The sequence below is a fragment of the Actinomycetes bacterium genome (assembly GCA_024222295.1).
In the GTDB taxonomy this organism is placed as follows: Bacteria; Actinomycetota; Acidimicrobiia; order Acidimicrobiales; family Microtrichaceae; genus JAAEPF01.
Genome location: JAAEPF010000012.1, coordinates 1 through 17,512 on the forward strand (window position 1 = coordinate 1; position 17,512 = coordinate 17,512).

Consider the following 17,512-nt stretch of genomic DNA (forward strand, 5'->3'; position numbering starts at 1 on the left):
CTCCGTAAACGCATTCCCATCAACACGATCAGACAAAGTCTTGGTGATCGCAGCCGTCAACGTCGTCTTCCCATGGTCAATATGACCCATCGTCCCCACATTCACATGCGGCTTCGTACGCTCAAACTTCTCCTTGGACATCGGAGACTGCCTTTCTTTGCGATTCAGGTAGTTGTTGTTGGGTGTTGATAAGGGTTACTGCCCGGTGACCCGGGCAACGATCTCTTCCTGGACCGACTTGGGAGTCGGCTGGTAGCTGTGGAACTGCATCGTGTAGTTGGCACGACCCTGCGTTTTGGAGCGTAGGTCAGTGGAGTAGCCGAACATCTCCGACAGTGGAACCTCGGCCGACACGACCTGGTTGTTGCCACGCTGTTCCATCTGACCGACCTTGCCGCGGCGCGAGTTGAGGTCACCGATCACGTCACCCATGTAATCCTCCGGGGTGACGACCTCGACGGCCATGATCGGCTCGAGGAGGACCGGAGCGGCCTGGCGGGCGGCTTCCTTGAAGCCCATCGTGCCCGCGATCTTGAATGCCATCTCCGAGGAGTCGACGTCGTGGTAGTCCCCGTCGTCGAGGGTGACGTGCACGTCCACCATCTGGAAGCCCGCGAGCACACCGGTGCTCATGGCGTCCCGGATGCCGGCATCGACCGAGGGGGTGTACTCCTTGGGGATGCGGCCGCCTGTGATGTTGTCGGCGAACTCGTAGCCACCACCGGGGCCCGACGGCTCGATGTCGATCACGATCTTGGCGTACTGGCCGGTACCACCGGTCTGCTTCTTGTGCAGGTACGTGTGGCTGTTGATCGGCTTCGAAAGGGTCTCGCGGTAGGCAACCTGGGGCTTGCCGACGTTGGCCTCGACCTTGAACTCGCGCATCATGCGGTCGACGAGCACCTCGAGGTGCAGTTCGCCCATGCCGGAGATGATCGTCTGCGCGGTTTCCTCGTCGGTTCGGACCTGGAACGTCGGGTCTTCCTCCGAGAGAGCGAAGAGCGCCTTGGACATCTTGTCCTGGTCGGCCTTGGTCTTCGGCTCCACGGCGACGTGGATCACAGGATCGGGGAAGTCGAGCGTCTCCAGCACGATCACGTTGTCGGGATCACACAGCGAGTCGCCGGTCTTGGTGTTCTTGAAGCCGATGCCTGCAACTATGTCGCCCGCGTAGACGGCGTCCTTTTCGATCTGGTCGTTGGCGTGCATCTCCAGCAGGCGTCCGATGCGCTCCTTGGAGGTGGAGCGGGTGTTGTAGACCTGACCGCCCTTTTCGAGGGTGCCGGAGTACACGCGGAAGTAAGTGAGCTTGCCGACATGCGGCGCAGTCATGATCTTGAACGCCAGCGCCGAGAAAGGCTCTGAAGCGTCGGGCTTGCGTGAGGTCTCTTCACCCTTCTTGTCGAAGCCGTCGACGGGGGGAAGGTCGGTGGGCGAGGGCATGTAGAAGCAGATGGCATCGAGCAGGGGCTGCACGCCCTTGTTCTTGAATGCGGTGCCGTTGAGCACCGGGACGACGCCGTGGTGCAGGGTGGCCTCGCGGATGCCCGAGCGGAGCTGTTCGACGGTGAGGTCCTCGGTCTCCAGGTACGCCTCCATCAGGTCGTCGTCGACCGATGCGATGGTCTCGAGCAGCTCGAGGCGGTACTCGGCGGCCTTGTCGGCGAGGTCGTCGGGGATGTCGACGATGTCCCAGCTGGCACCGAGGTCCTCGGAGTTCCAGATCCACGCCTTCATCGTGACCAGGTCGACGACGCCGGCGTAGTCGGCCTCGTAGCCGATCGGCAGCTGCAGGACAGCCACGTTGGCACCGAGGCGCTCCTTGATGGAGTCGAGCGCGTCGTAGAAGTTGGCGCCCATGCGGTCCATCTTGTTGACGAAGCACATGCGGGGCACGTTGTACTTGTCGGCCTGGCGCCACACCGTCTCGGTCTGTGGCTCAACACCGGCGACACCGTCGAACACCGCGACGGCGCCGTCGAGGACGCGCAGCGAACGCTCCACCTCGACCGTGAAGTCCACGTGGCCGGGCGTGTCGATGATCTGGATGCGGTGCTCGACCTCGTCGACCGTGTCGGTCCAGTGACAGGTGGTGGCGGCCGAGGTGATCGTGATGCCGCGCTCCTGCTCCTGTTCCATCCAGTCCATCGTTGCGGCACCCTCGTGCACCTCACCGATCTTGTAGGACTTGCCGGTGTAATAGAGGATGCGCTCGGTCGTGGTGGTCTTGCCGGCATCGATGTGGGCCATGATGCCGATGTTTCGGGTGCGGTCGAGCGGGTATTGCGCCATTGGTCGTCTCGTCGGTGGGGAGCGGTCGGGGGTCAGGTGGCGGGCCGCAGAGGGCGGCCCGGCTGGGTCACCAGCGGTAGTGGGCGAAGGCCTTGTTGGACTCGGCCATCTTGTGGAGGTCTTCCTTGCGCTTCATCGAGGCACCGATCCCGTTGGATGCGTCGAGGATCTCGTTGGCGAGACGCTCGGACATGTTGCGCTCGCGGCGCTCACGGGAGAAGCCGACGATCCAGCGGATCGCCAGGGTGTTCGCACGCCGCGGACGCACGTCGACGGGGACCTGGTAGGTGGCGCCACCGACGCGACGGCTACGCACCTCGAGCTGGGGCTTCACGTTGTCGAGCGCACGCTTCAGCGTGGTGATCGGCTCGCCGCCCGTCTTCTCTTCGATCGTGGACAGCGCGTCATAGACGATCTTCTCGGCGGTCGAACGCTTGCCGCGCTGGAGCACCTTGTTGACCAGCTGGGTGACGAGCACCGACTGGTAGATCGGATCCGGCTGGAGTTCGCGCCGGGGGGCTGGACCCTTGCGGGACATCAGGACTCCTTCTTGGCGCCGTAGTGGGAACGGGCCTGCTTGCGGTCGCGCACACCGGAGGTGTCGAGGGTGCCGCGCACGATCTTGTAACGAACGCCCGGAAGGTCCTTCACGCGGCCACCGCGCACGAGCACCATCGAGTGCTCCTGGAGGTTGTGGCCCTCGCCGGGAATGTAGGCCGACACTTCGATGCCACTGGTGAGGCGCACACGGGCGACCTTGCGAAGCGCCGAGTTGGGCTTCTTGGGGGAGCTGGTGAACACGCGGGTGCACACACCACGGCGCTGAGGCGCGCCCTTGAGCGCGGGAGTTGCCTCCTTGCGACGCTTGTTCTTGCGGCCCTTGCGGACCAACTGCTCAATGGTGGGCACTGTTCGACCTCGGTTGTTTTCTATGTGTGCGGGTTCGTGATCTCGGTGGGTGAACCCGGGGGTTTCAGGTGCGGGCGCCGCGACACTTCGCGAACCCGCCGGATGAGCCCTGCAACGCGCGGAGGCGCGGCGCTGGGCCGAATGACAATCGTAAGGACTGCGCTGTCTGCTGGCAAACCCCGCAACCGGTCAGGAACCGGGTTCGGAGCCGGGGAACTCGATTACGTCGGCACCGTCAGCGTCGCCGTCGGCCGCACCTTCCGCGGGTGCAGCCGGCTCGCCACCCTGGGCAGCGAGCAATTGGGTTGCGACACCGGCGGACTGGGAGGCGGAGTCGTCACCGAGCACGTAGTCACCTGCGGGCAGGCTGGCCAGGAAATCGGCACCGTCCGAGCCGGCGTCGTCCGCCGGAACCTCGTAGCCGGGCGCGTATGCCTGGATGTCCTGGTAGCGCTGCATTCCGGTACCGGCCGGGATGAGCTTGCCGATGATGATGTTCTCCTTGAGGCCCATGAGGCTGTCGGAGCGGCCTTCGATGGCTGCTTCGGTGAGCACACGGGTGGTCTCCTGGAACGACGCAGCCGACAACCACGAATCGGTGGCCAGCGAAGCCTTGGTGATACCCATCAGCTCCGGGCGACCCTCGGCGGGATTCTTGCCTTCCTGCACGAGCATCCGGTTGGTCTCCGCGAACACGCGCTGGTCGACACGCTCGCCCGGCAGGAAGTCGGAGTCACCGGCTTCCTGGATGGCCACACGGCGGGTCATCTGGCGCACGATGAGCTCAATGTGCTTGTCGTGGATCGACACGCCCTGGTCGCGGTACACGCGCTGGACCTCGTTGACGAGGTACTGCTGCACGGCACGGACGCCCTTGATCTCGAGCAGCTCCTTCGGGTCACGGGGACCCTCGACGAGGGGATCACCCGCGATGACCTCGTCACCGTCGGAGACCTCGAGGCGACGCTCACGCTCGATCGAGTACGTGTCCTCGTCGCCGTCGTCGCCGACGACGGTGACTGTGTAGACCTTCGAGTCCTCGTCGTCGATGCGCACCACACCGGAGGTGCGGGCCAACACGGCCTTGTTGCGCGGGCTGCGAGCCTCGAACAGCTCGACCACGCGGGGCAGGCCGCCGGTGATGTCGCCAGAGGCGGCCGCGATGCCGCCGGTGTGGAAGGTACGCATCGTGAGCTGAGTGCCGGGCTCACCGATCGACTGCGCGGCGATCACGCCGACGGCCTCGCCGGACTCGATCGTCTTGCCGGTGGCGAGTGATGTGCCATAGGCGGCCCGGCTGATGCCGAACTCGGAGTCGTCGGTGAGCGGGCTGAGCACGCGCACGTCGTTGACATCCGGATCGTCGCGGATCGCTTCCATATCGGGAACGCCGACCTCGGTGCCCTTGGGGATCTTGGTGCCGTCGGCCAGCTTGATGTCCTCGGCCAGGGTGCGGCTGAACAGCCGCGACTCGACGTTGTAGCGCTTGCCGGGCTCGTCGGGGCGCACGTCCTCGATGAGAAGGCTCCGGATGGGGCCGTCCTCGGCGAACGGGTCGCGCTCGTTGATGATGAGTTCCTGGGAGACGTCGACGAGGCGACGGGTCAGGTAGCCGGAGTCAGCGGTACGAAGTGCCGTGTCGACCAGTCCCTTTCGGGCACCTGGGGTCGCGATGAAGTACTCCAGAACCGAGAGGCCTTCACGGAAGTTGGACTTGATCGGGCGGGGAATCATGTCGCCACGGGGGTTGGCCACGAGACCACGCATGCCCGAGATCTGACGCACCTGCGCCATCGAGCCACGGGCTCCGGAGCCGACCATCATGTCAATCGGGTTGAACTGCTTGGAGGACATCGCCTCCTGCATGGCCTTGGTGACCTCGTTGGTCGCCGTGGTCCAGATCTCGATTTCCTTCTGCTTGCGCTCGCCGTCGGTGATGATGCCGCGGCGGAACTGCTTCTCGACCTTGTCGGCGTCGTTCTCGTGGCGATCGAGGATCTCGTACTTGTTGGACGGTGTGCGGACGTCGTCGATCGAGACCGTGAGGCCCGAGCGCATCGCCCAGTTGAAGCAGAGCGACTTGAGCGCGTCGAGCGACGCCGCGGCCTGGGCCTTGGGGAACTCGACGGCGAGGTGGTCGACCAGATCGGTCATCTCGCGCTTGCGCACCGGCTTGTTCACGTACGGGTAGCCGGTGGGCAGCGCCTCGTTGAGCAGGATGCGCCCGGCGGTGGTCTGGTGGTACTCCGCTGCCGAACCGTTGGCAGGGGTCTTGATCAGGTCCGGATAGCCAGGCCCGCGGTAGGTGATCTTGGCGTGGATGTCGAGCTTGCCCGACTCCAGGGCGCGCTCCACCTGGTCGATGCGGCGGAAGGTCATGCCCTCGCCCTTGGCTCCCTCGACCTCGGAGGTGAGGTAAAAGGCACCGATGATCATGTCCTGGGTGGGCGTGACGAGCGGCTTGCCGTGCGCGGGGCTGAGCATGTTGTTGGAGGACAACATCAGCACGCGGGCCTCGGCCTGTGCTTCGGAGCTAAGCGGCAGGTGCACCGCCATCTGGTCACCGTCGAAGTCGGCGTTGAACGCGGTGCAGACCAGCGGGTGGATCTGCACGGCCTTGCCCTCCACGAGCACCGGCTCGAAGGCCTGGATGCCGAGGCGGTGAAGCGTGGGGGCACGGTTCAGGAGAACCGGGTGCTCCTTGATGACGTCCTCGAGCACGTCCCACACCTGGGGGCGACGACGCTCCACCATCCGCTTGGCGGACTTGATGTTCTGGGCGAGGGTGCGGTCGACCAGCGCCTTCATCACGAACGGCTTGAACAACTCGAGAGCCATCAGCTTTGGAAGGCCGCACTGGTGCAGCTGGAGGGTCGGGCCGACCACGATGACCGAACGGCCCGAGTAGTCGACGCGCTTGCCGAGCAGGTTCTGGCGGAACCGGCCCTGCTTGCCCTTGAGCATGTCGGAGAGTGACTTGAGCGGGCGGTTGCCCGGGCCGGTGACGGGGCGGCCGCGGCGGCCGTTGTCGAACAGGGCGTCGACAGCCTCCTGGAGCATTCGCTTCTCGTTGTTGACGATGATCTCGGGTGCACCGAGGTCGAGCAGGCGCTTCAGGCGGTTGTTGCGGTTGATGACCCGTCGGTAGAGGTCGTTGAGGTCGGAGGTCGCGAAGCGGCCACCGTCGAGCTGCACCATCGGGCGCAGGTCGGGCGGGATGACCGGCACGACGTCGAGGATCATGGCGCTGGGCTCGTTGACCCGGTGGCCGGAATCGTTGCGGCGGTTGAATGCGGCGACGATCTTGAGGCGCTTGATGGCCTTCTGCTTGCGCTGGGCCGAAAGCGGCTTGCGACCCTCTTCGGGGTCGATCGCCTCGCGCAGCTTGATCTCTTCCTCGTCGAGGTCGATGCGCTCGATGAGGCCCTTGATGGCGTCGGCACCCATGCCGCCCTCGAAGTACTCCTCGTAGCGGTCGCGCAGCTCGCGCCACAGCATCTCGTCCTCGAGGATCTGGCGGGGGTAGAGGGTGCGGAACTCGTCCCAGCAGCGCTGGAGCAACTCGAGCTCTGCCTCGTAGGTCTCGCGGATGGCCTCGAGGTCCTTGTCAGCGGCCTTGCGAAGGCTCTTGAGCTCGGACTCCTTGGCACCTTCCTTCTCGAGTGCCTCGATCTCGCCCTCGAGCTCCTTCATGCGCTCGTTGAGCTCGAGCTCGCGCTCCTTCTCGATGGCATCGCGCTCGCCGAGCATGTCGGCCTCGAGGCTCTCGAGGTCCTCGTGACGCTTCTCCTCGTCGACCCAGGTCACGAGGTTGGCGGCGAAGTAGATGACCTTCTCGAGCTGCTTGGCCTTCAGCTCTTCCTTGGGCTCGATGCCCGACAGGAGATAGGCCAGCCAGCTGCGGGTGCCTCGGAGGTACCAGATGTGAACTGCCGGCGCGGCCAACTCGATGTGGCCCATGCGGTCGCGGCGGACCTTTGATCGGGTGACCTCGACACCGCAGCGCTCACAGATGATGCCCTTGAAGCGCACCCTCTTGTACTTGCCGCAGTAGCACTCCCAGTCCTTGGTGGGACCGAAGATCTTCTCGCAGAACAAGCCGTCCTTCTCGGGCTTGAGCGTGCGGTAGTTGATCGTCTCGGGCTTCTTGACCTCGCCGTTTGACCAGGTGCGGATCGCGTCAGCCGTGGCGAGGCCGATTCGGAGCTGGTCGAAGACGTTGACGTCGCGTGATGTTTCTGCCATGGAGTTGGGGTTCCTCGTGCGAGTGCTGGGTGCGTGCAGGTCGGTCGTTGGGGTTGTGGTGACGAAGGGTCGTTCAGCTGCGCTCGGCCTGGCGGCGGGCGTCTTCTTCGTCGGTGCCGCGTTCGGGGCGGGACAGATCGATGCCCAGCTCCTCGGAAGCCCGGAAGTAGTCCTCGTCGAGCTCGCGCAGGCGAATCTGCTCGCCGGTTCGGGAGATCACCTCGACATTGAGGCACAGTGCCTGCATTTCCTTGATGAGCACCTTGAAGCTCTCGGGAATGCCGGGCTCGGGGATGTTCTCGCCCTTGACGATCGCCTCGTAGACCTTGACCCGGCCGAGGGTGTCGTCGGACTTGATCGTGAGCAGCTCCTGCAGGCAGTAGGCGGAGCCATAGGCCTCGAGTGCCCATACCTCCATCTCGCCGAAGCGCTGGCCACCGAACTGGGCCTTACCACCGAGCGGCTGCTGGGTGATCATGGAGTAGGGGCCGGTGGAGCGGGCGTGGATCTTGTCGTCCACGAGGTGCGACAGCTTCAGGATGTACGCGTAACCGGCGGTGACCGGGCTGTCGTAGGCCTCGCCCGTGCGGCCGTTGTAGAGGGTCACTTTGCCGTCGGAGCCGATCAGGCGGGTGCCGTCGGCGGCCTCGGGGCGCAGGTTTTCGAAGATGGACTGGATGGTGGGGTGCTTGCCCGCCATCTCGACCTCGTCCCACTTCGCGCCGTCGAACACCGGGGTGGCGACGAGCGTGGAAGGCCGGGTAACGGGTCGCGTCTTGGCCTCGGTGCCGCGCAGGGGCTCCTCGCCGACCATCTCTCCGTCGTCGTCCCAGCCCCAGCGGGCTGCCCAGCCGAGGTGCGCCTCGAGGACCTGGCCCACGTTCATCCGCGAGGGCACGCCGAGCGGGTTGAGGATGATGTCGACGGGTGAACCGTCGGCCATGTACGGCATGTCCTCCATCGGGAGGATCCGGGAGATGACGCCCTTGTTGCCGTGGCGGCCGGCCAGCTTGTCACCGACGGAGATCTTGCGCTTCTGGGCGACGTAGACCCGCACCAGCTGGTTGACGCCGGGCGGCAGTTCGTGCTCGTCGGAGCGGCTGAACACCTTGACGTCGATGACCTTGCCGGACTCGCCGTGGGGGACCTTGAGTGAGGTGTCGCGGACCTCGCGGGCCTTCTCACCGAAGATCGCACGAAGGAGGCGCTCCTCGGGGGTCAGCTCGGTCTCACCCTTGGGCGTGACCTTGCCGACCAGCACGTCGCTCGGGCCTACCTCGGCGCCGACACGGATGATCCCGCGCTCGTCGAGATCGGCGAGGATCTCCTCGGAGAGGTTCGGGATGTCCCGGGTGATCTCCTCGGGGCCCAGCTTGGTGTCACGGGCGTCGATCTCGTGCTCGTGGATGTGCACCGAGGTGAGCACGTCGTCGCGCACGAGGCGCTCCGAGAGGATGATCGCGTCCTCGAAGTTGTAGCCCTCCCATGGCATGAAGGCCACGAGCAGGTTCTTGCCGAGCGCCAGCTCGCCGTTGTCGGTCGAGGGACCCTCGGCGATCACGTCACCCTTGCGGACCTTCTGCCCCTCCGAAACGTGGGGCTTCTGGTTGATGCAGGTGTTCTGGTTGGACCGCTCGAACTTGTGCAGGCGGTACGTGCGCTTGCCTGACTTCTTGTAGTCGATGACGATCGAGGTGCCGTCGACCGACACCACGGTGCCGTCTTCGTCGGCGAGGATCATGTCGGCCGCGTCCCGTGCGGCTCGGGCCTCGATCCCGGTGCCGATGTAGGGAGCCTCGGCACGCAGCAGCGGAACCGCCTGGCGCTGCATGTTGGCGCCCATGAGCGCACGGTTGGCGTCGTCGTGCTCGAGGAACGGGATGAGGGCGGTGGCCACCGACACGATCTGGCGGGGCGACACGTCCATGAGCTGGACCTCTTCGGGGCCGACCGCCGAGATCTCGGTGGTGGCGCCGAGGAACTCGTCGCGCTCGAGCTGGAGCTTCAGGTCAGACAGGGATGCTGCCTGCGGGGAACGGCGCACGAGCACACGGTCCGCGGAGAACGTGCCATCGGGGTTCAGCGGAGTGTTCGCCTGGGCGACGATGTACTCCTCTTCCTCGTCCGCTGGCAGCCACACGATCTCGCTTCCGACCTTGCCGTTCTTGACGACCCGGTACGGCGTCTCGATGAAGCCGAACTCGTTGACCCGGCCGAATGTGGCCAGCGCGCCGATCAGGCCGATGTTGGGACCCTCGGGGGTCTCGATCGGGCACATGCGGCCGTAGTGCGAGAAGTGCACGTCGCGCACTTCGAAGCCGGCGCGCTCGCGGCTGAGGCCACCCGGGCCGAGAGCCGACAGGCGTCGGCGGTGGGTCAGGCCCGAGAGCGGGTTGACCTGGTCCATGAACTGCGAGAGCTGGGATGTTCCGAAGAACTCCTTGATCGCAGCGACAACCGGCCGGATGTTGATCAGGGTGGTCGGGGTGATGGCCTCGACGTCCTGGGTGGTCATGCGCTCGCGCACCACCCGCTCCATGCGGGACAGGCCTATGCGCACCTGGTTCTGGATGAGCTCACCGACCGAGCGGATGCGACGGTTGGCGAAGTGGTCCTGGTCATCGAGGCGGTAGCCGTGGGTGCCGGCGGCCAGGTTGAGCAGGTAGGTGGTGGAGGCGAGGACCTCACAGCGGCTGAGCACCGACTGGCCCGACTCGGGGCGGTCGAGCTTGCCCTTGAGCTGCGGGAAGGTCTTCTCGAGAGTGTCGAGCTCGGGGCCGAGCTTGCGGTCGAGCTTGTAGCGGCCGACCCGGCTGAGGTCGTAGCGGCGGGGCTCGAAGAACGCGTTGGCGAAGTAGGCGCGTGCCGACTCCGGTGTTGCCGGCTCACCCGGGCGGGCCCGCTTGTAGATCTCGATGAGGGCTTCGGTCTGGGTGGGGACCTCGTCTTCTTCGAGCTTCGCCTGCTCCTTGTCCCACTGGTCACGCAGGAAGTCGAAGTGGTCGACGAATGCCTCGAGGAAGCCCGGGAAGTTCTCCTCGTCGTAGCCGAGCGCACGGAGCAACACGAACAGCGACAGGCGACGCTTGCGGGCGACGCGGGTGCCAGCGGTCGGCTCCTTGCCGGGCTTCTGCTCGACGTCGAACTCGATCCACTCGCCGCGGTAGGGGTGGATGGTTCCGGTGACGAGCTGATGCTTCGAGAGGTTCCTCAGGCGGAACCGCTCACCGGGCTGGAAGATGACGCCGGGTGAGCGTACGAGCTGGGACACCACGACGCGCTCGGTGCCGTTGACGATGAAGGTGCCCTTGTCGGTCATCATCGGGAAGTCCCCCATGAAGACCGTCTGCTCCTTGATCTCGCCTGTGTTGGCGTTCATGAAGCGAGCGCGGGCGAAGATCGGAGCGGAGAAGGTCATGTCCTTCTCCTTGCACTCCTCGACGGTGAACTTCGGCGGGGGCCGGAGGTCTTCGTCGAAAGGATCGAACTCCAGCTCGAGACTCAGGGTCTCGGTGAAGTCCTTGATCGGTGAGATGTCGCGGAACGCGTCGGCAAGACCGTTCTCGACGAACCACTGGAAGGACTTGCGCTGGATGGCAATGAGATCGGGCAGTTCGAGAACCTCGTCGAGGTTCGCGAACGAGTAACGGTCCCGAAGGTTGGAACGAGAGGACAACTGCTACTCCTGGAAGTGCGGACGAGTGTGTGACCGGGCCGGGGCGCGCAACGGCTTCAGCAGAGTTCCGGGGCCACCGGAACGGATGAAGTACGAGGGGCGACAGGGCACGGCAACCTGTCACTGTACGCGCGGGGTGCCAGTGGGTCAACAGCGGGACGCGTGTCCCCCACCCACCTCGTACATGGCGAGCCGCTCCTGGCGGCGGCCGGGTCGTGGGTAGGGACCCATGGGTTTTCGGGGAGCGTAAAGAACCTCTCAGCGGGGGTCAAGGGTTTCCCACCCAGATACTCCTCTCCGCGCGCTCATCTCCACTGGTAGTAGCACAAGCCCACAGTTGGCGAACTGCGGGACGGCCGGTACTCAGGAACTGCCAGGAGTGGCCGATCGCAGCCTCCCGAAAACGGGAAAATCGCCGCTCGGCGTCTCCAGAAGGGTGACGCCGAGCGGCGATCTCGGTTGAGCGGGCGTGGCCCGCGTCAGGTCACTTGAGCTCGACTGAGGCGCCTGCGCCCTCGAGAGCTTCCTTGGCCGCCTCTGCGTCCTCCTTGGAGGCTCCTTCGAGAACAGCCTGCGGTGCGCCCTCGACCAGCTCCTTGGCCTCCTTGAGGCCCAGGCTGGTGAGTCCGCGGACTTCCTTGATCACGCCGATCTTCTTCTCGCCGGCTTCGGTCAGCACGACGTCGAAGGAATCCTTCTCCTCCGCGTCGTCGCCACCTTCGCCGCCGCCAGCGGGAGCAGCGGCAACCGCGGCCACCGGGGCAGCAGCGGTCACGCCGAAGCGCTCCTCGAAGTCGGTCAGCAGCTCTGACAGTTCCAGCACGGACATGCCCGCGATGGCGTCGAGAATCTCATCCTTGGTCATCTTCACTCCTCATTCTCGGCAGCATCGTCGCCTTCGGCGTCGTCTGCCTTGGCCTCCGCATCTGCGGGGGCTTCGTCTTGTGTGTCGGTATCATCGCCGCCATCAGCGCTTGCCTCGGCGGCTTCTTGGGTGTCATCGGCGGAATCCGCCGGTTCGGTGGCTGAGTCGTCAGCAGCATCTGCATCGCTCGGGCCGGGTGCACCTTCGGCGCCCCCTGCCTCGATGAGCGAAGACAGCGCATAGGCCATCTTCTGTGGCAGGGCCTGCAACAAACGGGCCATGTTGGTCATCGGTGCAGCCATGCCACCGGCCAGTCGGGCCAGCAGTTCCTCGCGGGGAGCAACGTCGGCGAGCGCCAGAACTGCGGCGTTGTCGAGCATCTCCTCTCCGAGGCGACCACCCTTGATGACAAGCTTGTCGTTGCCCTTGGCAAAGGCCTTGATTGCCTTGGCCACGAGCACCGCATCGCCCGGCGTTCCATCGGGCTTCTCGCCCACGAACGCCAATGCTGTCGGCCCGGTGAGCGTGTCGCCGAGATCGAGGTCCAGTTCCGCTGTGGCGCGGCGCACCAGGGTGTTCTTGTACACCTTGTACTCGCCGCCCGCATTGCGCAGCGCAGTGCGCAGCTCCTGCAGGTCACGAACGGTCAGTCCCCGGTACTCGGTGAACACCACCGCTTCGGTGGAGGACAGCTTTTCGCGGACCTCCTCGACGACGGCCACCTTCTCCGGTTTCGGGTTCTCCATTGACACCTCCCTTCATTTGCTCGGGAGAAACGGACGCCCACGTACGTGGACGTCCTTTCTCGACCTGCTGGTCGGGAGTGCACGGAGTCCACCTGCCCAGGCGGGTGCCTTGCGGCTCCCTTTCAGGCCTCGGACTACGTGTCTGAGGCACACCATGGGGTCTTCGGCGAGCGAAGTTCCTCGGATGTGTTGTTGTCTCGTGGCGCCCAGGGCGCCGCGACCTCCAGATGGTAGGACCCACAACCGGTCCCAGTCGATCTCGAATCGGGTCAGGGGCGAAGTCAACGGCCCCTGCGGGCTTGCTCAGTCGGCGTCGATGCGACCCGGGTCCACACGGACGCCGGGGCCCATGGTGGAGCTGAGGGTGACCTTGCGGATGTAGGAGCCCTTCGCACCGGAAGGCTTCGCCTTCACGATCTCCTCCATCACGGCGTTGTAGTTGGCCTCGAGGCCCGAGGCATCGAAGCTGGCCTTGCCGATCGGCACGGCCACATTCGCGTTGCGGTCAGTGCGGTACTCGACCTTGCCGCCCTTGAACTCGCCCACGGCCTTCGCGGCATCGGGTGTGACAGTGCCGGTCTTGGGGTTGGGCATGAGGCCACGGGGACCGAGCACACGGCCGAGCTTACCGACCACCGGCATCATGTCGGGAGTTGCGATGGCCAGGTCGAAGTCGAGCATTCCGCCCTCGACCTGCTCGGCGAGGTCCTCGCCGCCCACCAGGTCGGCGCCAGCCTCCTGGGCCGCAGTGGCTGCGTCGCCCTGGGCGAATACGGCGATGCGCACGTCCTTGCCGGTACCGGAGGGCAGCGCGACCGTGCCGCGCACCATCTGGTCGGCCTTGCGGGGATCCACTCCCAGGCGCAGGGTGAGCTCGACGGTCTCGTCGAACTTGGCAGAGGCCAGGCTCCTGATGAGCTCGATGGCCTCGGTGGGCGTGTGCTCGCGGTCCCGGTCGAAACGCTGCGTGGCGTCGCGGTAGCGCTTTCCGTGTGGCATGTGTCGATTCCCTTCTCGTGTGCCCTGCGGTGCTGCCGAGCACGGGTTCTCCCTCTGGGTGTCTCTCGTGACCCGAGTGAGGTCGTCTCGGAACGAGTGGCGCCACCGGCGCCCTGACAATTGCGAACTGCGTTGTTGCGCCGGCCGGCGGCTCGCCGGACGGGCAGGATTCAGACGACCTTGATGCCCATCGAGCGGGCGGTTCCTGCGATCTGCAGCTTGGCGGCCTCGATGTCGTCCGTGTTGAGGTCGGGCATCTTGACCTCGGCGATCTCTGCCAGCTGGTCCTGGGTGATGGTGCCGGCTTCCTCGCGGCCCGGGTTCTGCGAACCCTTGGTGATGCGCACGGCCTCACGGATCATCACCGGCGCAGGCGGGGTCTTGGTGATGAAGTCGAAGGAGCGATCCTCGTAGATCGTGATCTCGACGGGCACGACCGTGCCCCGCTGGGACTCGGTCTGCGCGTTGTAGGCCTTGCAGAAGTCCATGATCGCGATGCCGTGGGGGCCGAGGGCCGTACCGACCGGCGGCGCGGGCGAGGCCTGTCCTGCGGGGATCTGGATCTTCACCACTGCGGCGACGTTCTTGGTTGCCATTTCCTGGTTCCTGTTCGTGCGTGCGCGCCCCGGGACATCGGTCCGACAGGGGCAGTCGACAATTGTGGGGCCTGAGGGCCACCGAGGGCAACCCGACAGGCCAAAGGGACTCCTACAGCTTCGCCACCTGGGCGAATTCGAGCTCCACGGGGGTCTCGCGACCGAAGATGTTGACCAGCACCTTGACCTTGAGCTGATCCTCGTTGATCTCGACGATCTCGCCGGAGAAGTCGGCGAACGGGCCTTCCTTGACCCGCACGGTCTCGTTGATCTCGAACAGCTGGCGGTGGCGCTGTCGCTTCGGGGCCTCGACCTCGTCAACCTTCACCGCGAGGAAGGTCTCCACGTCGCGACGCGGCAACGGCGAAGGCTTGTTGCCCGCTCCCACGAAGCCGGTGACTCCGGGCGTGTTGCGGATCACGTACCAGCTGTCGTCGTCGAGGCGGCACCTCACCAGCAGGTAGCCGGGGAACATCTTCTTCTGGACCACGACCTTCTTGCCGGCCTTGAACTCGACGACGTCTTCCATGGGGATGACGACCTCATGGATCTTTCGCTCCATGTTCATCGAGTTGGTACGGGCCTCCAGGTTCTGGCGCACCTTGTTCTCGTAGCCCGACTGCGTGTGCAGCACGAACCACTTGCCGGGCCGGTCATACGGCGACTCGATCACTGGCTCGGGCGCCGGGGCTTCCTCGTCGACGTCCTCCACGAGGACCTCGGCGGCGTCGATGTCCTCTGCCTCGGCGAGCGCGGCAACCGCCTGGTAGCCATCTGCGTCGGCCTCGTCGTTGGGTGCACCCTCCTCGCGGGCCTCGTCCCATGCCGCCACGTCGGCCTCGGCCTGCTGTGGCGAGGTCGACTCGGCGTCGACGGAGACCGCCTCGGTATCGGGGGAGGTCTCGTCGGTGGGAGCGGTCTGTGGTGTGTCTTCGTCAGTCATCTCTGTTCCAGGGGGGAATGGGAGGGGTTGCCGGGTCAGCCGGGTACGCCGGTCACGACACCCATCGAGGTTTCGCGACCCGTGCTGAGCAACCAGCGGAAGAACTCGGAGAACAGTGTGTCGAGGCCCAACACGAACCCGGCGAACACGATCAGTGCGATCAACACGATGGTCGACAACCTGATCACTTCGGGCCGGGTGGGCCAGGTGACCTTGCGCAGCTCGGCGCGGACCTCGCGGACGAACTCCGTGGGCTTGGTGCGCTCGGACTTGACCGACTGGGCGGGGGCAGCCTTGCGCTCGCGGCTCGGCGCGGCCTGTGAGCCGTCCTCGTTGAGCTGGCCGGCCTTCTGCATCGCCCGCTTCTGCTCTCGGTTCATTGACACTGTGTCTGACCTCGTGAATCTGTGCCCGGCTGACCGGCGGATGCCGCAAACCGGGGTCTGCAGGGCAGGAGGGACTCGAACCCCCAACCGCCGGTTTTGGAGACCGGTGCTCTACCAATTGAGCCACTGCCCTGTGACCTCGCTGCGTTCCGATCGACCCGGGAGTCCACCGGAGCACGGCGGGGCAGGGCGCACCAGCGCCCGTGGCGCAAGGTTAGACCGCCACGACCCCCGGCGGCTATCCGGCAAAAGGCCGACCCGAGCCTCAGCCGACCCGGGGCGAGTCGACGACCGCCGTGGTCGGCCGCTCACCCTGCCCACGGCGGTGCCGCGCCGTGATCACGATGCCAACCGCCGCTCCCACCCCGAGAGCGGACAGTGCGGCCACGTAGGCGACCGGACGGCGCCGCACCAGCGACCTGACCGCACGGCTCTGCGCCGCCTCATGGAACTCGCCCAGGAGGTCGGCGAGCATGCCCGGAGCCGGCTCGATCACCTCGTGTCGCATCTGGCGCATCGAGCGCAGGATGCGACGGTGCTGCACCACCTCGGCCTGGCAACGCAGGCACTGCTCCACATGCGCCCGCTCATGGGCGGACAGCTGCTGCTCGCCTGCGGCCACACCCGCGAGGCGACCCGACACGTCGCTGCACCTGGTGGAGCCCGCCATCGAACGCCGCCGGTCAGCCATCGTCGGACCGATGGCCGGGATCCGGAAACACGGCGGCACGTACGCGGCGGCGCGCACGGTGCAGCCGCACCTTCGCCGCGGTGACCGAGATGCCGAGCTCGTCCGCGATGTCCTCATGCGACATCTCATAGGAGTCCCTCAGCACCACGACTGCGCGCAGCTTCGGCGGCAACTCCTCGAGTGCCGCGACCAGCCGATCGCGCACATCGCCGGCGTCTGCTTGCAGTTGCGGGTCGTGATTGCCCGTGAGGTCCACAAGCGGCTCGTCGACCTCGAGGCTGCTGTGCAGGTGGCGGCGGGCGCGGCCCATGTGCGTCGAAGCGCAGTTGGCGGTGATCCGGTACATCCAGGTGGAGAACTTCGCGTCGGAACGGAAGGACCCGATCGACCTGTATGCCCGCAGGTAGGCCTCCTGGGTGACATCGGCAGCGTCGTGGGGGTCCCCCGTGAGCCGCAGGGCAAGCGTGTACGTGTCGCGGTGGGTGAGCTCGACCAGCTCGTCGAATGCGTCGCTGTCCCCGTCGCGCGCTCCATCAACGAGCGTGGCGACCCGCGCCTGCTCATCCGGCCACTGCCGGTGGACTCTGGGGGTCGCCGGAGCAGCGGCGAACGGCTCGACCATCACCTGCGAGGTTACGCGCGTCAGACCAGCGCAGCGTGAAAGGCGGGAGACTCAGCGAGTCACACCCACCACGGGAGACTCAGCGAGTCACACCCACCACGGGAGACTCAGCGAGTCACACCCACCACGGGAGACTCAGCGAGTCTCCTTGTGCAGCGTGTGACGACGGTCCCACTTGCAGTACTTCTTCATCTCGATGCGCTCGCGGTCGTTCACCTTCGACTTGTTGGTGATGTAGTTGCGCCGCTTGCACTCGGTGCACTCGAGGGTCACGTGGACCCGCTTGTCGGAAGCCATCGGTGGCTCTCTCCTGCTCTCGGATGTGGGTCCCCTCCACGGGGGACATTCCATTGTGGGGGCCACCGGTCGGGCGCACAAGCCCGCCGGGACCAACTCGGGCTAGTTGAGGATCTTGGTGACGCGGCCAGCACCCACGGTGCGGCCACCCTCACGAATCGCGAAACGCAAACCGTCATCCATCGCGATCGGAGCAATCAACTCCACCGTCATCTCGGTGTTGTCACCAGGCATGCACATCTCAG

16 protein-coding genes and 1 tRNA gene are annotated in these 17,512 nt (G+C 65.7%); all 17 read right to left on the bottom strand.

Features of this window, described 5'->3' with window-relative positions; translation table 11 throughout:
• On the bottom strand, nt 1-141 hold a 141-nt coding region (gene tuf, locus GY812_02590; protein ID MCP4434371.1), incomplete at its 3' end, for an elongation factor Tu.
• Nucleotides 142-195: 54 nt separating this feature from the next.
• A complete protein-coding gene (gene fusA, locus GY812_02595) occupies nt 196-2,292 on the bottom strand; it encodes an elongation factor G (GenBank protein ID MCP4434372.1) in 2,097 nt (698 codons plus the stop codon).
• 67 nt (nt 2,293-2,359) lie between these two features.
• Nucleotides 2,360-2,830, bottom strand: a complete 471-nt coding sequence (gene rpsG / locus GY812_02600) for a 30S ribosomal protein S7 (protein ID MCP4434373.1) — start codon at nt 2,828-2,830, stop codon at nt 2,360-2,362.
• Nucleotides 2,830-3,201 carry a 30S ribosomal protein S12 gene (locus GY812_02605; protein ID MCP4434374.1) on the bottom strand — a complete coding sequence of 124 codons (372 nt, stop codon included), beginning with the start codon at nt 3,199-3,201 and terminating at the stop codon, nt 2,830-2,832. The genes rpsG and GY812_02605 overlap by 1 nt, the downstream gene beginning before the upstream one ends.
• 189 nt (nt 3,202-3,390) lie before the next feature.
• Nucleotides 3,391-7,446: a DNA-directed RNA polymerase subunit beta' gene (locus GY812_02610; protein MCP4434375.1), complete on the bottom strand. Its 4,056-nt coding sequence runs from the start codon at nt 7,444-7,446 to the stop codon at nt 3,391-3,393.
• Nucleotides 7,447-7,519: 73 nt separating this feature from the next.
• A complete protein-coding gene (locus GY812_02615) occupies nt 7,520-11,122 on the bottom strand; it encodes a DNA-directed RNA polymerase subunit beta (protein ID MCP4434376.1) in 3,603 nt (1,200 codons plus the stop codon).
• A gap of 484 nt (nt 11,123-11,606) precedes the next feature.
• Nucleotides 11,607-11,987: a 50S ribosomal protein L7/L12 gene (gene rplL, locus GY812_02620; protein ID MCP4434377.1), complete on the bottom strand. Its 381-nt coding sequence runs from the start codon at nt 11,985-11,987 to the stop codon at nt 11,607-11,609.
• A 2-nt stretch (nt 11,988-11,989) separates the two neighbouring features.
• On the bottom strand, nt 11,990-12,739 hold the full coding sequence (gene rplJ, locus GY812_02625; protein MCP4434378.1) for a 50S ribosomal protein L10: 750 nt from the start codon (nt 12,737-12,739) through the stop codon (nt 11,990-11,992).
• Between the two features lie 297 nt (nt 12,740-13,036).
• Nucleotides 13,037-13,732 carry a 50S ribosomal protein L1 gene (locus tag GY812_02630; GenBank protein ID MCP4434379.1) on the bottom strand — a complete coding sequence of 232 codons (696 nt, stop codon included), beginning with the start codon at nt 13,730-13,732 and terminating at the stop codon, nt 13,037-13,039.
• A 170-nt stretch (nt 13,733-13,902) separates the two neighbouring features.
• Nucleotides 13,903-14,328, bottom strand: coding sequence for a 50S ribosomal protein L11 (gene rplK / locus GY812_02635; GenBank protein MCP4434380.1), 426 nt, complete (start codon nt 14,326-14,328; stop codon nt 13,903-13,905).
• A 112-nt stretch (nt 14,329-14,440) separates the two neighbouring features.
• Nucleotides 14,441-15,271, bottom strand: coding sequence for a transcription termination/antitermination factor NusG (gene nusG / locus GY812_02640; protein ID MCP4434381.1), 831 nt, complete (start codon nt 15,269-15,271; stop codon nt 14,441-14,443).
• 35 nt (nt 15,272-15,306) lie between these two features.
• Complete coding sequence (secE, locus tag GY812_02645) at nt 15,307-15,627, bottom strand: preprotein translocase subunit SecE (GenBank protein MCP4434382.1); 321 nt, start codon at nt 15,625-15,627, stop codon at nt 15,307-15,309.
• A gap of 90 nt (nt 15,628-15,717) precedes the next feature.
• Nucleotides 15,718-15,790: transfer RNA gene (locus tag GY812_02650), tRNA-Trp, on the bottom strand.
• A 132-nt stretch (nt 15,791-15,922) separates the two neighbouring features.
• Nucleotides 15,923-16,348 (bottom strand): hypothetical protein, encoded by a 426-nt coding sequence (locus tag GY812_02655; GenBank protein ID MCP4434383.1) that lies wholly within the window; start codon nt 16,346-16,348, stop codon nt 15,923-15,925.
• On the bottom strand, nt 16,341-16,970 hold the full coding sequence (locus GY812_02660; GenBank protein ID MCP4434384.1) for an RNA polymerase sigma factor: 630 nt from the start codon (nt 16,968-16,970) through the stop codon (nt 16,341-16,343). Before GY812_02660 ends, GY812_02655 begins: the two co-directional genes overlap by 8 nt.
• Before the next feature lie 135 nt (nt 16,971-17,105).
• The gene (gene rpmG / locus GY812_02665) at nt 17,106-17,267 is read right to left on the bottom strand and encodes a 50S ribosomal protein L33 (protein ID MCP4434385.1); all 162 of its coding nucleotides are present in this window, start codon (nt 17,265-17,267) and stop codon (nt 17,106-17,108) included.
• A 102-nt stretch (nt 17,268-17,369) separates the two neighbouring features.
• On the bottom strand, nt 17,370-17,512 hold a 143-nt coding region (gene tuf / locus GY812_02670), incomplete at its 5' end, for an elongation factor Tu (GenBank protein MCP4434386.1).